This is a genomic window from Pseudomonas campi (genome assembly GCF_013200955.2).
Classification (GTDB): domain Bacteria; phylum Pseudomonadota; class Gammaproteobacteria; order Pseudomonadales; family Pseudomonadaceae; genus Aquipseudomonas; species Aquipseudomonas campi.
The window spans coordinates 2,245,559-2,263,589 of sequence record NZ_CP053697.2 but is presented as its reverse complement, the minus strand read 5'-3'; the positions used below and the strand labels follow the sequence as shown (position 1 = coordinate 2,263,589).

The 18,031-nt window shown below is 46.0% G+C and carries 31 protein-coding genes; all 31 read right to left on the bottom strand.

Features of this window, described 5'->3' with window-relative positions; genetic code table 11:
* Positions 1–647 precede the first annotated feature (647 nt).
* The 31 genes from HNE05_RS10535 to HNE05_RS10390 all read right to left on the bottom strand — a co-directional run bounded on the left by HNE05_RS10535 (position 648) and on the right by HNE05_RS10390 (position 18,011).
* Complete coding sequence (locus HNE05_RS10535; RefSeq protein WP_173206709.1) at positions 648–1,214, bottom strand: hypothetical protein; 567 nt, start codon at positions 1,212–1,214, stop codon at positions 648–650.
* Positions 1,215–1,319: 105 nt separating this feature from the next.
* Positions 1,320–1,943 carry a hypothetical protein gene (locus tag HNE05_RS10530; RefSeq protein ID WP_173206706.1) on the bottom strand — a complete coding sequence of 208 codons (624 nt, stop codon included), beginning with the start codon at positions 1,941–1,943 and terminating at the stop codon, positions 1,320–1,322.
* 82 nt (positions 1,944–2,025) lie between these two features.
* Positions 2,026–2,265 (bottom strand): hypothetical protein, encoded by a 240-nt coding sequence (locus HNE05_RS10525; RefSeq protein WP_173206703.1) that lies wholly within the window; start codon positions 2,263–2,265, stop codon positions 2,026–2,028.
* A 98-nt stretch (positions 2,266–2,363) separates the two neighbouring features.
* A complete protein-coding gene (locus HNE05_RS10520) occupies positions 2,364–3,029 on the bottom strand; it encodes a hypothetical protein (RefSeq protein ID WP_173206700.1) in 666 nt (221 codons plus the stop codon).
* A 199-nt stretch (positions 3,030–3,228) separates the two neighbouring features.
* Positions 3,229–3,651, bottom strand: coding sequence for a hypothetical protein (locus HNE05_RS10515; RefSeq protein ID WP_173206697.1), 423 nt, complete (start codon positions 3,649–3,651; stop codon positions 3,229–3,231).
* Positions 3,652–3,734: 83 nt separating this feature from the next.
* Entirely contained in the window at positions 3,735–3,974 is a 240-nt protein-coding gene (locus tag HNE05_RS10510) for a hypothetical protein (protein ID WP_173206694.1), read from the bottom strand.
* A gap of 6 nt (positions 3,975–3,980) precedes the next feature.
* The gene (locus HNE05_RS10505; protein WP_173206691.1) at positions 3,981–4,226 is read right to left on the bottom strand and encodes an Imm32 family immunity protein; all 246 of its coding nucleotides are present in this window, start codon (positions 4,224–4,226) and stop codon (positions 3,981–3,983) included.
* Positions 4,227–4,303: 77 nt separating this feature from the next.
* Positions 4,304–4,681: a hypothetical protein gene (locus HNE05_RS10500; RefSeq protein WP_173206686.1), complete on the bottom strand. Its 378-nt coding sequence runs from the start codon at positions 4,679–4,681 to the stop codon at positions 4,304–4,306.
* Positions 4,682–4,767: 86 nt separating this feature from the next.
* Complete coding sequence (locus tag HNE05_RS10495; RefSeq protein WP_173206665.1) at positions 4,768–5,145, bottom strand: DUF4288 domain-containing protein; 378 nt, start codon at positions 5,143–5,145, stop codon at positions 4,768–4,770.
* A 77-nt stretch (positions 5,146–5,222) separates the two neighbouring features.
* Positions 5,223–5,552: a hypothetical protein gene (locus HNE05_RS10490; protein ID WP_173206683.1), complete on the bottom strand. Its 330-nt coding sequence runs from the start codon at positions 5,550–5,552 to the stop codon at positions 5,223–5,225.
* Between the two features lie 77 nt (positions 5,553–5,629).
* Positions 5,630–6,073 carry a DUF6714 family protein gene (locus tag HNE05_RS10485; RefSeq protein WP_173206680.1) on the bottom strand — a complete coding sequence of 148 codons (444 nt, stop codon included), beginning with the start codon at positions 6,071–6,073 and terminating at the stop codon, positions 5,630–5,632.
* A 119-nt stretch (positions 6,074–6,192) separates the two neighbouring features.
* The gene (locus HNE05_RS10480) at positions 6,193–6,465 is read right to left on the bottom strand and encodes a hypothetical protein (protein WP_173206677.1); all 273 of its coding nucleotides are present in this window, start codon (positions 6,463–6,465) and stop codon (positions 6,193–6,195) included.
* A gap of 91 nt (positions 6,466–6,556) precedes the next feature.
* A complete protein-coding gene (locus HNE05_RS20670) occupies positions 6,557–6,973 on the bottom strand; it encodes a HEAT repeat domain-containing protein (RefSeq protein ID WP_420826960.1) in 417 nt (138 codons plus the stop codon).
* 89 nt (positions 6,974–7,062) lie between these two features.
* On the bottom strand, positions 7,063–7,494 hold the full coding sequence (locus tag HNE05_RS10475) for a hypothetical protein (protein ID WP_173206674.1): 432 nt from the start codon (positions 7,492–7,494) through the stop codon (positions 7,063–7,065).
* A 78-nt stretch (positions 7,495–7,572) separates the two neighbouring features.
* Positions 7,573–7,935 carry a hypothetical protein gene (locus tag HNE05_RS10470; protein ID WP_173206671.1) on the bottom strand — a complete coding sequence of 121 codons (363 nt, stop codon included), beginning with the start codon at positions 7,933–7,935 and terminating at the stop codon, positions 7,573–7,575.
* Positions 7,936–8,035: 100 nt separating this feature from the next.
* A complete protein-coding gene (locus tag HNE05_RS10465; protein ID WP_173206668.1) occupies positions 8,036–8,479 on the bottom strand; it encodes a hypothetical protein in 444 nt (147 codons plus the stop codon).
* Between the two features lie 93 nt (positions 8,480–8,572).
* Positions 8,573–8,950, bottom strand: a complete 378-nt coding sequence (locus HNE05_RS10460; RefSeq protein WP_173206665.1) for a DUF4288 domain-containing protein — start codon at positions 8,948–8,950, stop codon at positions 8,573–8,575.
* A gap of 486 nt (positions 8,951–9,436) precedes the next feature.
* The gene (locus tag HNE05_RS10455; RefSeq protein WP_173206661.1) at positions 9,437–10,048 is read right to left on the bottom strand and encodes a hypothetical protein; all 612 of its coding nucleotides are present in this window, start codon (positions 10,046–10,048) and stop codon (positions 9,437–9,439) included.
* Between the two features lie 92 nt (positions 10,049–10,140).
* Positions 10,141–10,647: a hypothetical protein gene (locus HNE05_RS10450; RefSeq protein WP_173206658.1), complete on the bottom strand. Its 507-nt coding sequence runs from the start codon at positions 10,645–10,647 to the stop codon at positions 10,141–10,143.
* Positions 10,648–10,731: 84 nt separating this feature from the next.
* Positions 10,732–11,358 carry an ankyrin repeat domain-containing protein gene (locus tag HNE05_RS10445; protein ID WP_173206655.1) on the bottom strand — a complete coding sequence of 209 codons (627 nt, stop codon included), beginning with the start codon at positions 11,356–11,358 and terminating at the stop codon, positions 10,732–10,734.
* 134 nt (positions 11,359–11,492) lie between these two features.
* The gene (locus tag HNE05_RS10440; protein WP_173206652.1) at positions 11,493–11,972 is read right to left on the bottom strand and encodes a hypothetical protein; all 480 of its coding nucleotides are present in this window, start codon (positions 11,970–11,972) and stop codon (positions 11,493–11,495) included.
* A gap of 110 nt (positions 11,973–12,082) precedes the next feature.
* Positions 12,083–12,619, bottom strand: coding sequence for a hypothetical protein (locus HNE05_RS10435; protein WP_173206649.1), 537 nt, complete (start codon positions 12,617–12,619; stop codon positions 12,083–12,085).
* A gap of 86 nt (positions 12,620–12,705) precedes the next feature.
* A complete protein-coding gene (locus HNE05_RS10430) occupies positions 12,706–13,137 on the bottom strand; it encodes a hypothetical protein (RefSeq protein ID WP_173206646.1) in 432 nt (143 codons plus the stop codon).
* Between the two features lie 79 nt (positions 13,138–13,216).
* Positions 13,217–13,714 carry a hypothetical protein gene (locus HNE05_RS10425; protein WP_173206643.1) on the bottom strand — a complete coding sequence of 166 codons (498 nt, stop codon included), beginning with the start codon at positions 13,712–13,714 and terminating at the stop codon, positions 13,217–13,219.
* A 105-nt stretch (positions 13,715–13,819) separates the two neighbouring features.
* The gene (locus tag HNE05_RS10420) at positions 13,820–14,230 is read right to left on the bottom strand and encodes a hypothetical protein (RefSeq protein WP_173206640.1); all 411 of its coding nucleotides are present in this window, start codon (positions 14,228–14,230) and stop codon (positions 13,820–13,822) included.
* 87 nt (positions 14,231–14,317) lie between these two features.
* Positions 14,318–14,989, bottom strand: a complete 672-nt coding sequence (locus HNE05_RS10415) for a cold shock domain-containing protein (protein WP_173206637.1) — start codon at positions 14,987–14,989, stop codon at positions 14,318–14,320.
* A 100-nt stretch (positions 14,990–15,089) separates the two neighbouring features.
* A complete protein-coding gene (locus tag HNE05_RS10410) occupies positions 15,090–15,587 on the bottom strand; it encodes a hypothetical protein (protein WP_173206634.1) in 498 nt (165 codons plus the stop codon).
* A complete protein-coding gene (locus HNE05_RS10405) occupies positions 15,584–16,075 on the bottom strand; it encodes a YfbU family protein (protein ID WP_173206631.1) in 492 nt (163 codons plus the stop codon). Before HNE05_RS10405 ends, HNE05_RS10410 begins: the two co-directional genes overlap by 4 nt.
* Positions 16,076–16,568: 493 nt before the next feature.
* Positions 16,569–16,961, bottom strand: coding sequence for a hypothetical protein (locus HNE05_RS10400; protein WP_219637189.1), 393 nt, complete (start codon positions 16,959–16,961; stop codon positions 16,569–16,571).
* 77 nt (positions 16,962–17,038) lie between these two features.
* A complete protein-coding gene (locus tag HNE05_RS10395; RefSeq protein WP_173206625.1) occupies positions 17,039–17,419 on the bottom strand; it encodes a hypothetical protein in 381 nt (126 codons plus the stop codon).
* 88 nt (positions 17,420–17,507) lie between these two features.
* Complete coding sequence (locus tag HNE05_RS10390; protein WP_173206623.1) at positions 17,508–18,011, bottom strand: hypothetical protein; 504 nt, start codon at positions 18,009–18,011, stop codon at positions 17,508–17,510.
* Positions 18,012–18,031: the final 20 nt, after the last annotated feature.

The window sequence follows — 18,031 nt, the reverse complement described above, 5'->3', positions numbered from 1 at the left end:
TGTACGTGGCGCAGTTCTTATGCCGGCTACGCCTTGTCAGTACAAGCACTTCAGTTCGCTGGGGGGCTATTTTGCGATGCCTACCTCGCTTGGTGGCAGAGGGCTGGCGTCGCTGTCGGGGGAGATTGTCTCGTGTTGCCAGGCCCTAACGTTTGGTTAAGGGGCCGGCTTTAGCCGGTCCCTAGTGAGCGAAGCGAACGGCTTGAACCAATTGTTATGCTTTACTCGAAAGCATATTTTTGACGAGAACTGTTACGCCAAATGCTATGAATGCTACTCCAGTGAGAAACAAGCCAGTTTCCCTTGGATACTCAAACAAACCAGACCAAGAAACTGCCAGATACGAACCATATAGAATTGTGATGACTGGCAGCCAAGCGCGGAGTAGGGACGCGTAACTCTGATTTGATGCTTGACGGTTAAGCAATTTAACTCGTTTCTCGCAATTTCCTTTGCAGGATAGCGAGGAATTTACTTCCTGAGCGCATTCGTGGCATAGCCCTTTCATACAGGACTTGCATACACCTACTGCTTCTGCGCTTCCGTGTAAGTAGCAGTTCACGATTTCTCCTTTAGAGCATAACGATTAAGCTAAGGGGCCGGCTTCGCCGGTCCCAGCGAACGGAGTGAGCGCTTTGAGCGCATTGTTAGCGTTGGTAAATTGATACGCTGATTTTTCCGTTTTGCTTTTTAAAGATTCTTGGAATATCAAGGTTGGGGAACTCTGCTGCATAGCCGTTAAATGTGTGTTCATAGGTTTTAATAGCCCTGCCTGCATAATCATAGCTTACCTCGCACCGCCAATCCCAATGCCCGCCTAACCATTCTGCTTCTTTGCTCCATCGCAGGATTGGAGACTCCTGTGGGGGTTTGAGCTCTAATGGGCACCCAAATGTTGTGCTATGCCCCCAATAAATATAGGCGCCAAGCTCTCTGTTGAAACTATCAATTCTGCTATTCCATACGTGCGTATTTAGGCGTTGGATTGCCTCAGTTTGCTCTTTTGATGGTTTTAGTAGGTAGAGGTTTAAGCCATTTATCTCAATCTCTTTCAGATGCCCCTCGGTCAGTTGAGGGATGTCTATTGTCACAAGTGATGCGTTATTTGCCTTGGGACCAATACTCAGTGATTTTATAAATGGAGATGCTGAAAAGATAACTCCAATAAAGGCTATCAAGAAAACTGCCAGAGATAATGCTGTTTTTCTGTTCATTTGCATTTGCGCTAACGTTTGGTTAAGGGGCCGCGGAACGCGGTCCCGAGCGAGCGAAGCGAGCGGCTTGAACCGGTTGTTAGGTGATGCCCGCACGTGGTTTGGTTAATTTGCTTTGCCTCTAAGCTTGCTAACAACATCTTTGTATTTTTGCCAATCTTCTTGGTAGCCAGAGCATCTGTCTTGGATTAGCCAGAATTTTAAAGAGTGCATGCCGCCAATGTAACCTTCGTTGCCAGAAGTAAATGTAATTATTTTTGCTAGGACTTCGCCAGTTTTCTTGTCTAATAAAGATGTTTGCCATTTCCAAGTATTTATAAAAATCTCACCCTCTTCTGAGGTGCGCAGATGGTCTTTTTTGAAGTAGCCAATGCGCTGATTAATACTTGTTATTTTGATTTCGCGCCACGTCTCTTGTGGCCAGTTCGGATATTCATACTTTGAGGAGTTGTCAGTCAGTGTTTCTATCACTCCAGGGTTCTCGCTCATCCATTGCTCTGGGGTTTTGTATATCCACACCCCAGCCTCAGTGGCGCAATGATATTTGTGGGATAGCAATGTTGGGAGCCAGTCCCAGAACGGAATGAGGAACATGGCTAGTGCCGCTGAAATTCCCCAGAGAACTGATGATCTATTTTTTCTTCGCGCGCATGTGACTGCATAGATGATGATGAGGGAGCTGACCACTAGGTAGGCTCCAAATGCAACTAAATACGCGAGTCCCATCATGGTAATAGCGGCTCCTAACGATTAAGCTAAGGGGCCGGCTTCGCCGGTCCCAGCGAACGGAGTGAGCGTTTTGAGCGCATTGTTATGCGGCATTAACGATGTTTTCAATTGCTTCTTTTGCTTGTTTCAGGCTTACGCCGTGCACTTCTCGGTATGCCTTGATTGCAAGAGTTTTGTTTAGCTTCTCGACGTGTTGCATCGTTGCTTGGCCGGGCTCTGGATATAGGCCTTTAAGGCGAAAACTGCGGATTCGCACGGTGTTGTATGAAATTACAATCGCTGCGATGGATAATCCGATGGCGGCGTAGATGAGGATGGTCATAGCTGCGTCCTTTGCGGCATAACGTTTGGTTAAGGGGCCGGCTTTAGCCGGTCCCGCAGTGAGCGAAGCGAACGACTTGAACCAATTGTTATATGCGTTCACCTCATGTCTCGCATACCCGAACTTAATGCTCTGCTTAGATTTTCTTTGCTAAAGTCTGAATTGTTTTTAAGGTATGACTCTTGTGATTTTTGATACGTATGTTTACTTATACTTTTGTTGAGCGCTAAGTTGCCGAGGATTAAGCTGTCTTTAATTAGCTTTGTGCAACGCTCAATGGCTTGGTCAAATTCTCTTTGATCATAACTTTTGAAGACCTCGCTCGGGGATATATCTTCTGGTTTAGGCCTGGGACCCCACCGCTTAACATCTCTGTTGTAGAAGTAGATGCAAAAAGTAGCATTCAAGAAATCAACTGATTTTGCTTCGCTCAAATATTTATTTCGGGTTTCAATATCATATTGCGAAATTTCGGCCATGTTTTTTCCGGATTGCATATAACGTTTGGTTAAGGGGCTGCGGAACGCAGTCCCGAGCGAGCGAAGCGAGCGGCTTGAACCAGTTGTTAGGCAGCGGGCATCGAGTCGGACGCAGGTAATGAATACCGCACTGTGGCCAACCTGCAATTCTCTTGCAAGCACCTGATTCGTTTTTGCTGGGAACTCAATCCCTACGATATTGAAGGCAGCGCCTGGGCTAGAGTGGGCTAACGGCTTAAAAGCGCAATGATGGCGCGTACATCCTTTTTTTGGGAACTCATTCATGCAAGCTGTCCGGCCCGTACGATGATCGAGTGTGGAATTTGAAAAGCAGCACATGAGCTAGAGCGGGCTAACGACTGAACAGCAAAATGAAAGACTTCCATGCCCGCACATCCTTTAATTGCTCTTGCCGCCTAACGTTTGGTTAAGGGGCCGGCTTTAGCCGGTCCCAGCGAGCGGAGCGAGCGATTTGAACCAATTGTTATGCGCCTTGCACTGGGCTTTTTTGCTTATGTAGATAAATGCATGCGCCTGCTAGTATTGCTAGAGCAATTGAATAGCCGCCAATTATAACTATTGATGCTGATTGGAAAGCAGATTGAAAAGTGGTTTTCTCTGCTTGCATTATAAAGTAAACAGCTCCAAAACTGGCGCCAGAGATTATGCTGCAAGCTAAAGCTCCAGCGTAGCCGAGCAAGAGTAATAACTGACTTTTTAGTTTGTTGCTTTTGAAAATTAGTAACGTGACAAAGAAAGACCAGGACGCAAGTGCTGCGCTAGAGAAAAGCCCAAGATTCATGGCCCAATAATGCAGCTCGCGACCTTTCACTGGTGAGGTATAAATGGCCAGTAAGGTAGTAAAAGTTGCAATTCCGCCAGTGATGATGAGATTGGCTGAGCGCATAACATTCCTTAGTGCATAACGATTAAGCTAAGGGGCCGGCTTCGCCGGTCCCAGCGAACGGAGTGAGTGATTTGAGCGCATTGTTAGAGGTTAACTCCGCGCTTCACCAGTGCGATGCTTTCGTTTGCTGAGTTTTTGTAGTGAATGAGGCCACCAAAATCAGTGTCTATGAGCGTCCCCTCAACTAAATAGGCCCACTCGCTTTGGGGATACTGCGCGGTGTATTGGCCTGAATCGATACAGGCGACCACGATGCCTTTGTGCCGGCCGTCGATAAGAACCTCATCTCCTACCATAGCTGTCTGCCCGTCGATGTAGTTCATGAGACGTCACAGCTCGTAGTCTGGATTAAACACAACAAAGTGGGGCGAGTTTCCAAAGCTCTTGTCTTGATCGGATAAGTGCTCATGCCCCCAAGACTTTCCATATTTCTCGATATTGTCTGCGCAGCGCTCAAGAAATTTAGCAATGCGTCGTAGCTCGTTTGCTGATGCGACTAATGTGATTTCTACTAATTCGGCAGGGATGAGATTCTCAGTGTCTCGCTCTTCCTTGGCGTAACCGTGAATTTCCACTGTGACCTCTAACGTTTGGTTAAGGGGCCGGCTTTAGCCGGTCCCGAGTGAGCGAAGCGAACGACTTGAACCAGTTGTTAGGTTGCAGTTGCACGATTTTCGCCCCATTCGATTGTGATGCTGAGCGCCGTAATTTCCCAGCAAAACCAAGGCGTATTATTTTTGTAGCCCTGCAAATTTAGTGTTCCGTTTTCGATGCTTGCTAACTCTACTATTTCTATTGGGCAGCCGCTTAGGTCTGCATGTTTTTTCACGCCACCACCTAAGTGCTGTGTTGCTGATTCGCTGGTGACGTTAGAGAGCCTAACTACGGCGTTAAGCTGTTCGTTTGCTTGATGTTTATTGGATTTAAAGAAAATCGACTTAAATGATATGGCTATTTCGCTACCACTACGAAGGACATCGTCTATTCGGGAGTTTTCAAGGTCGAAGCTTCCGATGTCTGCATAGATCATGATCTGTAACCTAACGTTTGGTTAAGGGGCCGGCTTTAGCCGGTCCCAGCGAGCGGAGCGAGCGATTTGAACCAAGTGTTAGGAGACTACTGCACGAACTCACCACGCCTCCGAACCATTTTGCGTAAATTCTTTAGCTTTGTGGGCTTGTGCTCAGACCACATGATTTCTGAACCATCCTCTAGCTCTTCGTAGATTGGCAATATATCTGTTATGCCCTCAAAGACCCATTGAACAGGTATGGCGTCTGCACCGCCTAGATATGGCGCTGTTGACTCTTTCGCGATTTTTTCGATTTTGTCATAGGCCTCGTCCATATTTTCTGCTTTTACTATGACGGTATTTTCCCATGACAAAAATCGCTCTTCGCCGTCTTCATTGCTTGGGTCGTTAACTTCAATGAAGCGTAAAAGATAGGCCCCAACGTACCATCCGACTGGCGATATGTTTTTATCTCGGGCCAAAATAGGCTCCTAACGATTAAGCTAAGGGGCCGCGGAACGCGGTCCCAGCGAACGAAGTGAGCGCTTTGAGCGCATTGTTAGGAAACACTTGCACGTTTTGGTTTTGCTGAAATGGCAAGAATAAATACGCCAAGGGCAATAAGATAGTGCCCAATTTGAGCTGCATGGATAGAGATTTTTTGTCCTAGAGGCAAGCATTGGTAAAAACTCTTCTCAAGCCAGCAGCCGCCATCACCTCCAGGGTTATCTGTGAACGTCATGTACACAGCTGACTGGAGATGGAGAGTGAAGCCAGCCAGCAGAAGTATTGCTGCTTTCTTATTGCCTGTTAGGAACATGTATCCTGCTGCTACCGTGCATGCTGACATTCCTAGAAGGTTTAATGTCAGTTCCAGATCAAATTCCATTTGTGGTTCCTAACGTTTGGTTAAGGGGCGGGCTTTAGCCCGTCCCAGTGAGCGGAGCGAACGGTTTGAACCAGTTGTTATACGCTGGCCCAGATTTCTATTGTAGAAAAAAGCATTTCTTCATCGCCGTATAGTGTGATGATATCAATTTTTGTTTCTGCCAAATGGTTAAGAAATTTTAATGTGAAATTTTGTTGCTCGGCCGAGAACGCTAGTGTGTATCTGTTGTTCTTTCCGTCATAGCTTAAGTGAAATAAAAATTGACTAATGTATGACTGGTCTGGGTTGCTGTTTAAGCAAAGCCTTACAAAGGCTGGGAAGTAATAAATAAAACCTTCTGCTTCTACATAGCAAATAGGGTCCCAGCCAGGATTTCCAAGCTCATCAAAGCCAATAGAGTCAACATCCGAATTCACAAGAGTCAGATCGTGATCAAGGCACTCTTCACAGTGGCCGAAATCGGTGAAGTGCTCAGGCTTCGGTGTGTTGAATAATTTTCGAGATTCTTCGATCCAGTTCATGGCGTATAACGTTTAGGTTAAGGGGCTGCGGCACGCAGTCCCAGAGAGCGAAGCGAACGATTTGAACCGCTTGTTATGCGCATACACAGAATTTTTGCTGCGATTACAGCAATGCGGTACTAGGGCTTGCGATAGAAAATATAGCTTTGCGTGAGAAGTGCAAGAAATATAGTGATGAAGAAGAATAAAAATTGCGGCGCCAGGTCAAGAAGATAGTTGATGACTCCGTAGGATTTAATTAAAAACTGAACAGCCTCAAGGCCATAATAAGTTGTTTGTGTTTCGCCATCGTTTACTGCCGCCCAGTTTAAAGTTACAGTGAAAACTAATAGTGCAGAAATAATGCTGTATGGGACAGCGATGAGCAGCGCATTTTTGAAAATTCGGAGCATGTTTCCTGCCTGTGCATAACGTTTGGTTAAGGGGCCGGCTTTAGCCGGTCCCAAGTGAGCGAAGCGAGTGACTTGAACCAGTTGTTAGGCATCATGGCGCTGGCCTACTTTCCACTGGGGTAAGCTCAAACAGCTCTTGCCGTGCTATGTAATTATGCTCTGCTGACAACGTATTTGGGTTGAATTTTACTAACTGTGCGTGCACTCGTTGAACAGCTTTTGCTGACGTTGCTGATTCCGCGATTATGCTGCATGCCCCGGCAGAAACCTCAAAATTTCCGGTCAGCGCTAAATCTACAAGTGTCTCTAAAAAATCTTCGCAGTTGAATGCGCTTAATGCGTAGACAAGTGTCCCGCGGTGATTAACGTTCTCGGGCCTGAAGATCGCTCGGAGAAGTGGGGCGATCGCGCTGTCATCCCCGATATCCATAAGGTCTAAAGCTGCTCTGTCTCGAATGGATGATTTCGGAGACTCTAGATCTTGGATGAGCGATTGGAGTTCACGCATATCTGAGTGATGCCTAACGTTTGGTTAAGGGGCCGGCTTTAGCCGGTCCCGAGTGAGCGGAGCGAACGGCTTGAACCACTAGTTAGGTTTCACTTGCACAAATTGTCCCTAACCATTGTTGCTGCAATTTGTTGAGCCGACCAGTGGCGAGTAACCCAGATGGTTAGTGCGGCACCGGACGTATGCCACCAAGTATTGTTACCCATACGATGAGCAGCATTATAGGTGCTCGCAATTCGCCATGCGGCAAGCTCTCCTGGTGTCGTACGAAGTGGATTGCCAAATAGGAGTCTACTAGTAACTCCCCAAGGGTTAGTAGGTTGAACCTCGATAGGCAGCTTCTCTCTGCATTGACTCCACGCTTTATCCATTGACTCTTGGCTGTAGTTTTCAGGATTGGCGGGAACTGGGCGACCATCAACCCTGTACATACCGATGATATAAACAATTCCGGGAAAAGCAGCAGCCAATAGAAAAGACACTAAAAGTATTGAAAGGATGACCCGGCGTAAGAGGAGCATGGGGTGATACCTAACGTTTGGTTAAGGGGCCGCGGAACGCGGTCCCGAACGAGCGAAGCGAGTGACTTGAACCAGTTGTTAGACGCCATACTCACTGTACGCAGGACTTGCATAGTAAGAGATCCAGCCGCAAATGTAAGGCAGCAGCGCTATAAAAAGGAAGGCCAAAAAGACGAGAGAGCCTCGCCAGCCTCGCGTATGGATGAGATATGCCGGCAATACGATGGGCCAAAGGAAGAAAATAAAAGCGCCAAACTCATAAGGGCGATGGAAATTATATTTCTTAGCGTCATCCAAACACCACAGCGCAACCATGAGTGCGAAAGACCAAGCCATTAAGCTTTCGTATTCGGGCGCAGGGTCATAACCCAAATATCCCATGATTGAGTAATGAACTATCGAGATTGCGACTACAACTGCGATGTTGATGGACGTGCGCATAACTTCCTTGTGGTGTCTAACGTTTGGTTAAGGGGCCAGCTTTAGCTGGTCCCGAGTGAGCGAAGCGAGCGGTTTGAACCGTTTGTTAGGCTGGGCACGGCTAGCTAGGAAGCGCGATATTATGTTTTTTGCCAAGCATTGCACTCATTCCGTGCTCTTCGATGGCGTGAGCAAACAATACCCAATGCCGAATAGCTGCCCATACCTGCTCGTAAGAAAAGTCAGCTTCGTCTTCTGTATTCCCGTTGTATATGTGTACGCCCTTGATCGGAGCACGTGGCGGTAAAAGGTCAACAAATTTATCGTTGATGCAAAAATCGGATAGAGCCAAATTCTTTGAAATGTAAGTGCTTTCTTGGGCGGCTTTAAGAAGCTCAGAGAACTCACTAAGAATGTGGCTATCTCCTGGAGGGTAAATTTCCGAAATTAGATCAAGCAAAGTTCTAGAAACCACCTCGTCAAGCTTCTCGTCCGAGAAACATGTGTAACTCGGTATGCAGCAGCCATTAGACAGTAGTACGACCTCTGCAACGATATGTTTCATCAGGGCTCCCGCAAAGCCTAACGTTTGGTTAAGGGGCCGGCTTTAGCCGGTCCCAGCGAGCGGAGCGAGCGATTTGAACCAAGTGTTAGGAGACTACTGCACGAACTCACCACGCCTCCGAACCATTTTGCGTAAATTCTTTAGCTTTGTGGGCTTGTGCTCAGACCACATGATTTCTGAACCATCCTCTAGCTCTTCGTAGATTGGCAATATATCTGTTATGCCCTCAAAGACCCATTGAACAGGTATGGCGTCTGCACCGCCTAGATATGGCGCTGTTGACTCTTTCGCGATTTTTTCGATTTTGTCATAGGCCTCGTCCATATTTTCTGCTTTTACTATGACGGTATTTTCCCATGACAAAAATCGCTCTTCGCCGTCTTCATTGCTTGGGTCGTTAACTTCAATGAAGCGTAAAAGATAGGCCCCAACGTACCATCCGACTGGCGATATGTTTTTATCTCGGGCCAAAATAGGCTCCTAACGTTTGGTTAAGGGGCCGCGGAACGCGGTCCCGAACGAGCGAAGCGAGTGACTTGAACCAGTTGTTAGGCAGCGGGCATCGAGTCGGACGCAGGTAATGAATACCGCACTGTGGCCAACCTGCAATTCTCTTGCAAGCACCTGATTCGTTTTTGCTGGGAACTCAATCCCTACGATATTGAAGGCAGCGCCTTGGCTAGAGCGGGCTAACGGCTTAAAAGCGCAATGATGGCGCGTACATCCTTTTTTGGGGAACTCATTCATGCGAGCTGTCCGGCCCGTACGATGATCGAGTGTGGAATTTGAAAAGCAGCACATGAGCTAGAGCGGGCTAACGACTGAACAGCAAAATGAAAGACTTCCATGCCCGTACATCCTTTAGTTGCTGTTGCCGCCTAACGTTTGGTTAAGGGGCCGGCTTTAGCCGGTCCCGCAGTGAGCGAAGCGAGCGACTTGAACCATTTGTTAGCTTTCTCACTGGAAGTCGCCGCGGGCTTTTAAAACACCACTTTGTTTTAGACGGAATAGCTCATCTACATAGTTGCCGTATACGGCAATAGCTTTTTTACCTTCAATTCTGTAATAAGGTTCAGGGAATATCTTTGCTATGCGATCTTTTGTGACATCAGATATGTCATAAAAAACCGGCTCGTTGAACTCTATTCGTATAGGTTTGATCGGTGTATTTTTATTATAACTATGCTCATAGTCATATGATGCATAGGTGCCAGCCCACTTGCCACTCCTGTCTTTGTATAGAGGTGAGAACTGATATTTTGAGTGGAAATATTGACCGTCGTGCATTTCTACGTACAAAAGAACGTGTTCATATAAAGAAAATTGTGGGGTGCCATGGTGATCGTAAACGGTAAATTCAATGCTCTTTCCTTTATGCGTTCCCCAGTAGGGCTCCAATATTTCATACGTTGCCAAGAATTGGCTGTCTAGAAGTATTTCGCCGGCCTTTGGTGGCACAGGTTCTAAGCTGATTTTTTTACCAATAAAAACAAAATACTTACTATTTACTTGCTCAGGAAATACTGGAAAAGAAAATAGTAAGATTATTAGTGCTAATGCTGCTCTCACGGTATTTCCTTGGAAGCTAACGTTTGGTTAAGGGGCCGGCTTCGCCGGTCCCAGCGAGCGGAGCGAGCGATTTGAACCAATTGTTAGCGCTCTTACCTGTTGATGTATAACATGCCATTTTTAGCCTCTACAGGGGGTGAGTACATTTTTATACCCCAATCGTCTTTAGGGCTCCCGTTATAGGCCCACTGCCATAAAGACGAACCCCACTCAGGAGTTTCTTTGTCATGGCATTTTATAATTCCACCTTTAAGCAATTTTCCTGACTCATCTGCTTCGGGAGAAAATTTAGAACACTCGTAGTAACCATACCCCCACCACCTTTCTGGCAATATTACCTTGCTGTCTTTTGTTGGCAGAAGATATACATAAAGAGTTTCATCCCAGTCTTTTACAAGTAATACTATTTCATTCCAGGCGCTATCGCGCCCAAATGATTCAAAGCGATATTCTCCAGGGTGCAGCGTCGATATGTCGTGCTGTGAGCGAGCGGCTTTTGCTTTAGCAGATGGCTGTATCGACGCTCCTAACACAAATAGAATAAAGACTATTCCTGTGGCGGCAAATGTTCCGACTGCACATGCGAGTGCTTTTTTCATTTAATGGCGCTAACGATTAAGCTAAGGGGCCGGCTTCGCCGGTCCCAGCGAACGGAGTGAGCGCTTTGAGCGCATTGTTAGGTCTCACGAGAATATTTCAGGGTAGTACTTTATTAGAATTTCTTTCATTGCAGGCTTCCCGCTGAAGCGCTCACGATCCCTAGCCTCATCAATGATGGTTCTTCCACGGCAGTCTTTAACTGTTAGTTTGGGCTGGTAAGCACATAGTATTTCTAGGGCTACTAGGTCATTTTCGCGCCCTGCGCGTGTGCACATAATAGCGGTGGAGCCGTCTGAGCCGATGGAGTCAATATTTGCGCCTGCAGATAAAAGTGCCTTCATGATTTCGAAGTGGTGCCGGTTGGTGGCCCACATTAAGGCGCTCCAACCATGGTGTTCTGCATCAAGCTCGTCTAATGTCGCCCCAGTCTCGATGAGCTTATTGACCACAGGTAGATCGTTGCACATGGAGGCATGAATAACTGAGTTGTCACCTGCTTGATACGCGCCAATCTCAATTAGTTGGCACGCAAGGTGACTACGTTTACGAAGAATACTTGCTGGCAGCGGAAATCGCCCCCACTCATCCTTGGCTCTTAATGCTCTATTCTTTTGCGCAAGTTTAAGGACAAGAGCATCGTTGCCATGCTCAATGGCGTCAAAAATTCGGTGTCGCGTTAAGCGCCGGAACCAGGTTTTGAGGGCGCCCACGTAGTGCCCAATTGTTCCGGGCTCCCAAGCTATAACTATGGCCACAGTGGTACCTTTTTGTAAGACCTAACGATTAAGCTAAGGGGCCGGCTTCGCCGGTCCCAGCGAGTGAAACGAGCGATTTGAGCGACTTGTTAGGCATTGCCAACACCGGCATGTAGGGTTGTTTGTTTGATTGCTGCAGGATCATAGTTTGCTATTGAGACAATTACTAAGTAGGTGTTAAGCATGGCCCAGTGAAACTCTGTGAAATTACTGTCTATTATGTTTCTGGGAAAAGTTTCGGAGTGAGCGCAAACATGATGAGTGAATTTTTTAATTTTTATTTGTACTTCTTCATGTGCCAGGGTATGAGATAGCTCGTTACGTGCTTGATTGAGTAGGTCTAGTGCCTTCCAAACCCAAACTGCATGATTAGCCTCGCCCGTAGCTCTGGCAAGTTTTATTTTTTGAGAAAATGTTAGTCGTGCGTCATTTAGATATTTTGGGTTTTTAAAGGCATTGCTAATTATTTTTGTTAGAACTTCTTCCGATAGTAAGTGGCACTTCAATAGAGTTAGTTCAGTGTCTCCGTTTTTTGGGAGAACCTCCATAAGCCGAATGAGCGGCTTCATATCTAACTTTCTATGCGTCATGTCTAGCAGTGCCTAACGATTAAGCTAAGGGGCCGGCTTTAGCCGGTCCCAGCGAACGAAGTGAGCGGTTTGAGCGCATTGTTAGGTATTTATATTGCATGCTCATTGTCAGGGCATCTTGTGAAAACATTAAATGTGCCTGCTTCCTGATGAAGTAGATAATAGCTTGTTTTTATTTCTTCTCCGTAAATTCCTTTTAAATTTACCGTTATCCAGAAATGCACTTCTTTAAGATTAAACTTTTGGAATGCTACATTTGCTGTGCGTCTGTTGGATGTTGTGCTGAATTTTTTTGACTCGTTCTTTGGGATATAGAAGGTGCTTAGTATTTCTTGGTTAAGCCTTTTCCTTTTATCTGTTTCGTGACCGTATTCTAGGCTTATGCTGGTGATTTTTATGGCTGTTTCAGAGTGATTGTTAAGCTCTGCAGAGAAGCTAAATTCTGGCATATCTTTATTGTCGTCATATATATCTAGTTCCATTTTGGCAAGGGATAGCTTTGGAGAAATTGTGTAGTCCCCTTGGGATTTTGATATTTGTATGGCGCGCCTTGATCTCACGAGTGCTGTTAGTGAAATTATTAAGGCCACTATTGAGGTTGCAAGGCTTAGGTCGATGTTCTGCATTGGTGTCCGTTAAATACCTAACGTTTGGTTAAGGGGCCGGCTTTAGCCGGTCCCGAGTGAGCGAAGCGAACGGCTTGAACCATTTGTTATGCGTCTGGCGCAACAGGGAAGCCCGGTGGTTGGTTCGGAAAGTTTTTAGTAGGTAGCTCTTGGTTCTTTCCTGCCCAGTAAAGCAAGCCGTCACTTTCATATTGAAGTGGAATGTCGCACCTTTTCATGAAAAAGCCCTGGCAATATATGTTTGATGCCTGTGCTGGGTATGGCTCAAATGCAAAACTATAAATGCTTTCTTTGCCTGATGTGGTGATGCTGTAGCTCCAAGCATTGATTTTTTTGTCGGCAACCAGCGATACCTTATTAGATGATTTGGGCTCAATGGTTTGGCAGTTTTGATTTGTGTGATTTAAATTGCAAACCTTGATGCTTGACTTGCTGTTGTTGAACAAAATAACCTCAACTAAGAATGAGCATCCGGGTAAGGTTAGGGTGATTATAAGGACTGCGAGGAGTTTGATCATGTGATTACGCATAACGTTTGGTTAAGGGGCCGGCTTTAGCCGGTCCCGAGTGAGCGCAGCGAACGGCTTGAACCATTTGTTAGGCGCTCCCAAATAATTGGTTGTATAGCTCATTTATGGTTTGCAGCTTAGTGAAGCTGCCTTTATTTAAGATGCGAATATTCGGCCTTTCTGATTTGAAGCCGGTAGCATCACCTTTTGTATGTGTGGCAATTTTGAGATTTTCTAGGCTCGGTAATGGCTGGCCTGGAGCTGCGCCAAAAAAATAGTACGGGCCAAGATCAAGTGTTTCATTGTTAAAGTAAACCAACACCACGCAGCCGGACGGTTTCTTTGACAGTGAGATATGGACTTTTTGTGTGGCGGTTGCTGAGCCAATAAATGTGGCTTTGAGTTGGATATGCCTAATAACACCATTTGCTTCGGCAATGAGATCGTAGCCAGAGTTATCGACCTCGGGCTTGGAAATTTCGAGGCTAAAGTCTTTGGTTTTCCAAGAGAATTTCAGTAATTCACCAACGAGCAAGTGCTCGATTAATTTTTCACGATATGAAGAGTGCTGCGAGTGTTCTGTCATTTTTGGTTACCTGCGCCGCACTGAAGATTGAAAGAGCCTAACGATTAAGCTAAGGGGCCGCGGAACGCGGTCCCAGCGAACGGAGTGAGCGCTTTGAGCGCATTGTTAGGTCTCGCCACACAGTTGATTTTGAATCTTTATTGCAAGCGCTCCATGACCAACACCCTTGCCCTTGTTGTGTTCGGAGAAATTCTGAGAGCTTGTAACGTCCTCCCACTGCTCAATAGAAAGCAGCTCTTCATGGGTGTGATCTGTTTCTAACTCGAACTCGATGAAGCGTCCAGCATTGCTTAGGATTTTGCCGGTTAAACTAGGCATGCCTGGAAAATCGATCTCAAGCTCTAGAACTATCGTTTGGCTCCAGAGAATGCCTTGCTCGTTGCCGTAGGCTATGAGGGCTAAAGGTATTGGATGCTCCTGCCAATATTTCGCCGTTGAAAGCAGCTTGTGCTCAGCGATTGCATTCTGCTCTTGGACATTGAGCTGGCGCTTCCTTAGCAACCGCGAAATTTCCATGTGAGACCTAACGTTTGGTTAAGGGGCCGGCTTTAGCCGGTCCCGAGTGAGCGAAGCGAACGACTTGAACCAGTAGTTAGGTTTAGCTTACACAATCCATGTGACTGCGCCGACGATACAAATGACCGGGACGGACGCAATAACCAAAAACAGACCAAGGCAGCCTGACTTGGATGAAGTATAAGAGCCTCGGCTTTCTTGTTGCTCTTTAGGTTGTTCGCGCAACCATGCCAGATGACAAGATTTGCAATATAAGCGATCAAAGCCTCTGTTCCAGGCGAGCACTGTCCTCTCGTCGTGACTGGAGGTTACACGGCACTTTGAGCACGAGAACAATTTATTCGCAGGCTGCTTTTTTCTACTTGATATAAAGAACATAACTAGTAGAAAAATTGCACCAGGTGCCAAGGCTGACTCTGGTGCACCTGTTTTTATGAAGAGGCCTATTGAGATAGCAAAAAGTATAGCTAGAGCAAAGTACGCAAAATAATCTAGCGCATCTTTCTTGACGGGCTCTGTGACTATTCTTTTTGAATTCCCTGAGCTGGCAAGCGATACACCTTCAAGTAGCACATGCGTTGCTTTGAGGCGACCTTGAGAGTCCTTGGCCACTTCAAAGATAACTACATCACCAACTTCTGGTTTGCGAGTTGCTTTTTTTACGCTTGAGATGTGGAAAAAAACCTGTTCGCTTTTACCTTCAGGGCTGATGAAGCCGAAGCCTTTATCATCCTTCCATGAAGTAATTTTCCCTTTCATTCTTGTGGTTCTCTCATTTTTTAATAGCGTACCTAACGTTTGGTTAAGGGGCGGGCTTTAGCCCGTCCCAGTGAGCGAAGCGAGCGAATTGAACCAGTTGTTAAGCGCCGGTAACTACGGACTCTTTCTTGCTCGTGAACTCTCTTTTGAGTATTGGAGAGAAATTCGCTAGCTTGTTTAAAATGCTATTTCCATGTTCGGAGATATTGTTTATAGAGCTGGACTTTCTGAAAAGTTGAAGAGTTTTCTCTATGTCATCGTAAAATTTGTCAGCAACATTTTCATGTTCGCCTTCAAAGTACTCGTTGTAAGACTTTAGTGTGTGCATGAATGAGAGAAGTGACTCGGAGTCTGCGTGATGATCAATCCCTGCAAGTGCCTTGGGATTGGAGGCGCCGTATTTAGTGAATTTCTTTTGTGCAGTGCCAAGTAGAGCCTGTAATTCAGCCAGTTCTGATGTTTTTCTGTGGCCGATTAGTTGGTCTTTTATGCGTTGAGCTAGTTGTGCTGCTGTTTTGGATTTTTTAGCCTCTTTCCATGCCCATATGGCACCCAATATAGATGCTATAGATCCAATAACTGAAATGGCATCAATCATGCTGCCACCACGGCTTCAATTTCCTCTTCGCTTAACTCGAAAGAGTCGAGGCTTTTCCATATGGCTAGCATGCGAGTGTATTTCCCTAGCATAGGGCAGTGGCTGTTGAAGTCGCAGTAGTCTGAGTCGTAAGTAAGCTCCCTGAATCTGTCAAGATCATTGATGAAGTATTGTGTATAGCCCATCTGGGCTGTTTCGTTATTTCCGTCGAAGCCTCGGAACTTTAGTTTGCTTGGGATTTCCTCGCCGTCATGGAGGCGCTCCCAAGAAAATGTAATAGATCTGTACATATCTAGAACATCCAATACCTGTTTGCATTGGTCTTCTGATAATGGGTCGCTAATGCTTTCTACGAGCCATGAATAATGTAATTCATAGCCATGCTCTAATGCCTTTCTATTTTTTGCGTAATACTCGGCCTCTTCTGGGTATAGCTTCTCCAATATCAACATCTGGTTGATAAAGTTTAGCCTTTCGAATTTGTCCAAAATTTTCTCCAAGGTGCTTAACGTTTGGTTAAGGGGCCGCGGAACGCGGTCCCGAGCGAGCGAAGCGAGTGGCTTGAACCAGTTGTTAGGCGGCGAATCATAGTTATAGCTCCTCTCACGGTGAGGTGTCGGTCTTAACTATGTTTAGTAGCCCGCCGTATAGCAGGCCAGCACACCATGCATTGGTTAGACCTGTAAGGGCAACTGGGGCATACATATCTTCTGCGCCCTCAGCTATTTCTTTAGCAAGACTAGCTAAGCGTTTTGTACCTAAACCGGAAATTTCGCCGGAAGTTAAAGCCTGTGACCATTCAACTAGTGCTGACCCTGCAGTCCGGGCAGCCACTTGCTTTATGTGTGTTCCACCACGATATTCCCAGATGACTGTGTACGTACTCATAAAGAGCCTAACGTTTGGTTAAGGGGCCGGCTTTAGCCGGTCCCGAGTGAGCGAAGCGAACGACTTGAACCAGTAGTTAGATGTGGCCACTCGCTAGTAAAGCTTTATCTCTAGAACCAACTCGGTAAGTCTGTGAGGAATTCCAAGTGTGGTTAGCTCTTCCGATAGCTTGCTTATATTTTGTTGTCTGTGGCCATGGGTAAATTCTTTGTTTTCAATTTTTTCCCAATAGAACTGTGCAGGAATTATAAAGTGGGCAATTTGCTCGTAGTGGAACGGTTGCCCCCAAACTCCACCGTCGGCCGTGTAACTCTCATGAATATCTTGCTCATCTGGAAGACCACTTTTCCAGTAATTTATGTCTGAGTTCAAGCTTTGAAACGTAGTCCAGGCACACCAAGATTTGCTTGCCCATGAGACGGGCGCTCCTTGCCCAAGGATGCGTCGCGCGGTTTTTAGAAATTCTTGCCACTGTGCATTAGTCATGAGCTGCATCTAACGATTAAGCTAAGGGGCCGGCTTCGCCGGTCCCAGCGAGTGAAACGAGCGATTTGAGCGCATTGTTATATGCGCACCTCATAGTATGTTTTTTCTTCAATAGGTTCATGGATAAGTTGAAGGGTGACCCCGTTCGAAAAATTGAGCATCCAGTTTCCTTCGAGGTCTATGGTGTAGCCATTAAAAATTAACTCCGCACCATCTATGGCGGAAATTGGATTATGCGGGTAGAAAAATTCTGAGTCACCTAACGGCTTATTTCGGTTAGGTTCTTCATCGCTCTCTTTAGCATCCCAACTATAACTTTCGTCGTTGTATAGAATTTTTATAATCTTGGCGTTACTGAAACGGAGGAAAATGCAGCAGCAGTTGGAAACTAGCTCTCCAGACAGCCAGAATTCTCTAGCGAAAGCTTCTTTGCATTTTTGGCCGATGAATTGGTTCATGTGTGCATATAACGTTTGGTTAAGGGGCCGGCTTTAGCCGGTCCCGAGTGAGCGAAGCGAGCGACTTGAACCATTTGTTAGGCGCGGTTCAACTGGCTTGGCTGGTTGCTGGTTTTATTTTGTAGTGGAAAACGATGTAAATGACACCCTGGTTTGAGTGGAAATTCTTGATTTTTTCCAGGTTAGACTTAAAAGCTAACAGCTGAACTTTATTCGATTCAGTGTCATCTCTTACCATCATTTCAAATGTCGCTGGATTTGAAGTTGTGAGCTCAAATTTAACCATGACCTCAAATGATGATTTGCTATTTTTGAAGGATTTTGCGGCGGATTTTTTTACTTCTTCATAGATTCTGTCGAATTCTTTTTGCTCTATATTTTGAACGCATCGATTATCTGGATTCATGTGCTGCAAGGCAGCAAGCTCAACATTTTCTGCTGTAAATTTTTGGTCGTCTGGCAAGAAGTGCGCCCATGCTTCGCCGCAAAAATTCTGCTCAAACTGCTCTCTTTCTTCTTTTGTTAGCTCGGTGCCGAAGGCTGGCTGTATTAATGCTAAGAGTAGAGTCGCGGAGATAATTGTGTTTTTCATATACGCCTAACGATTAAGCT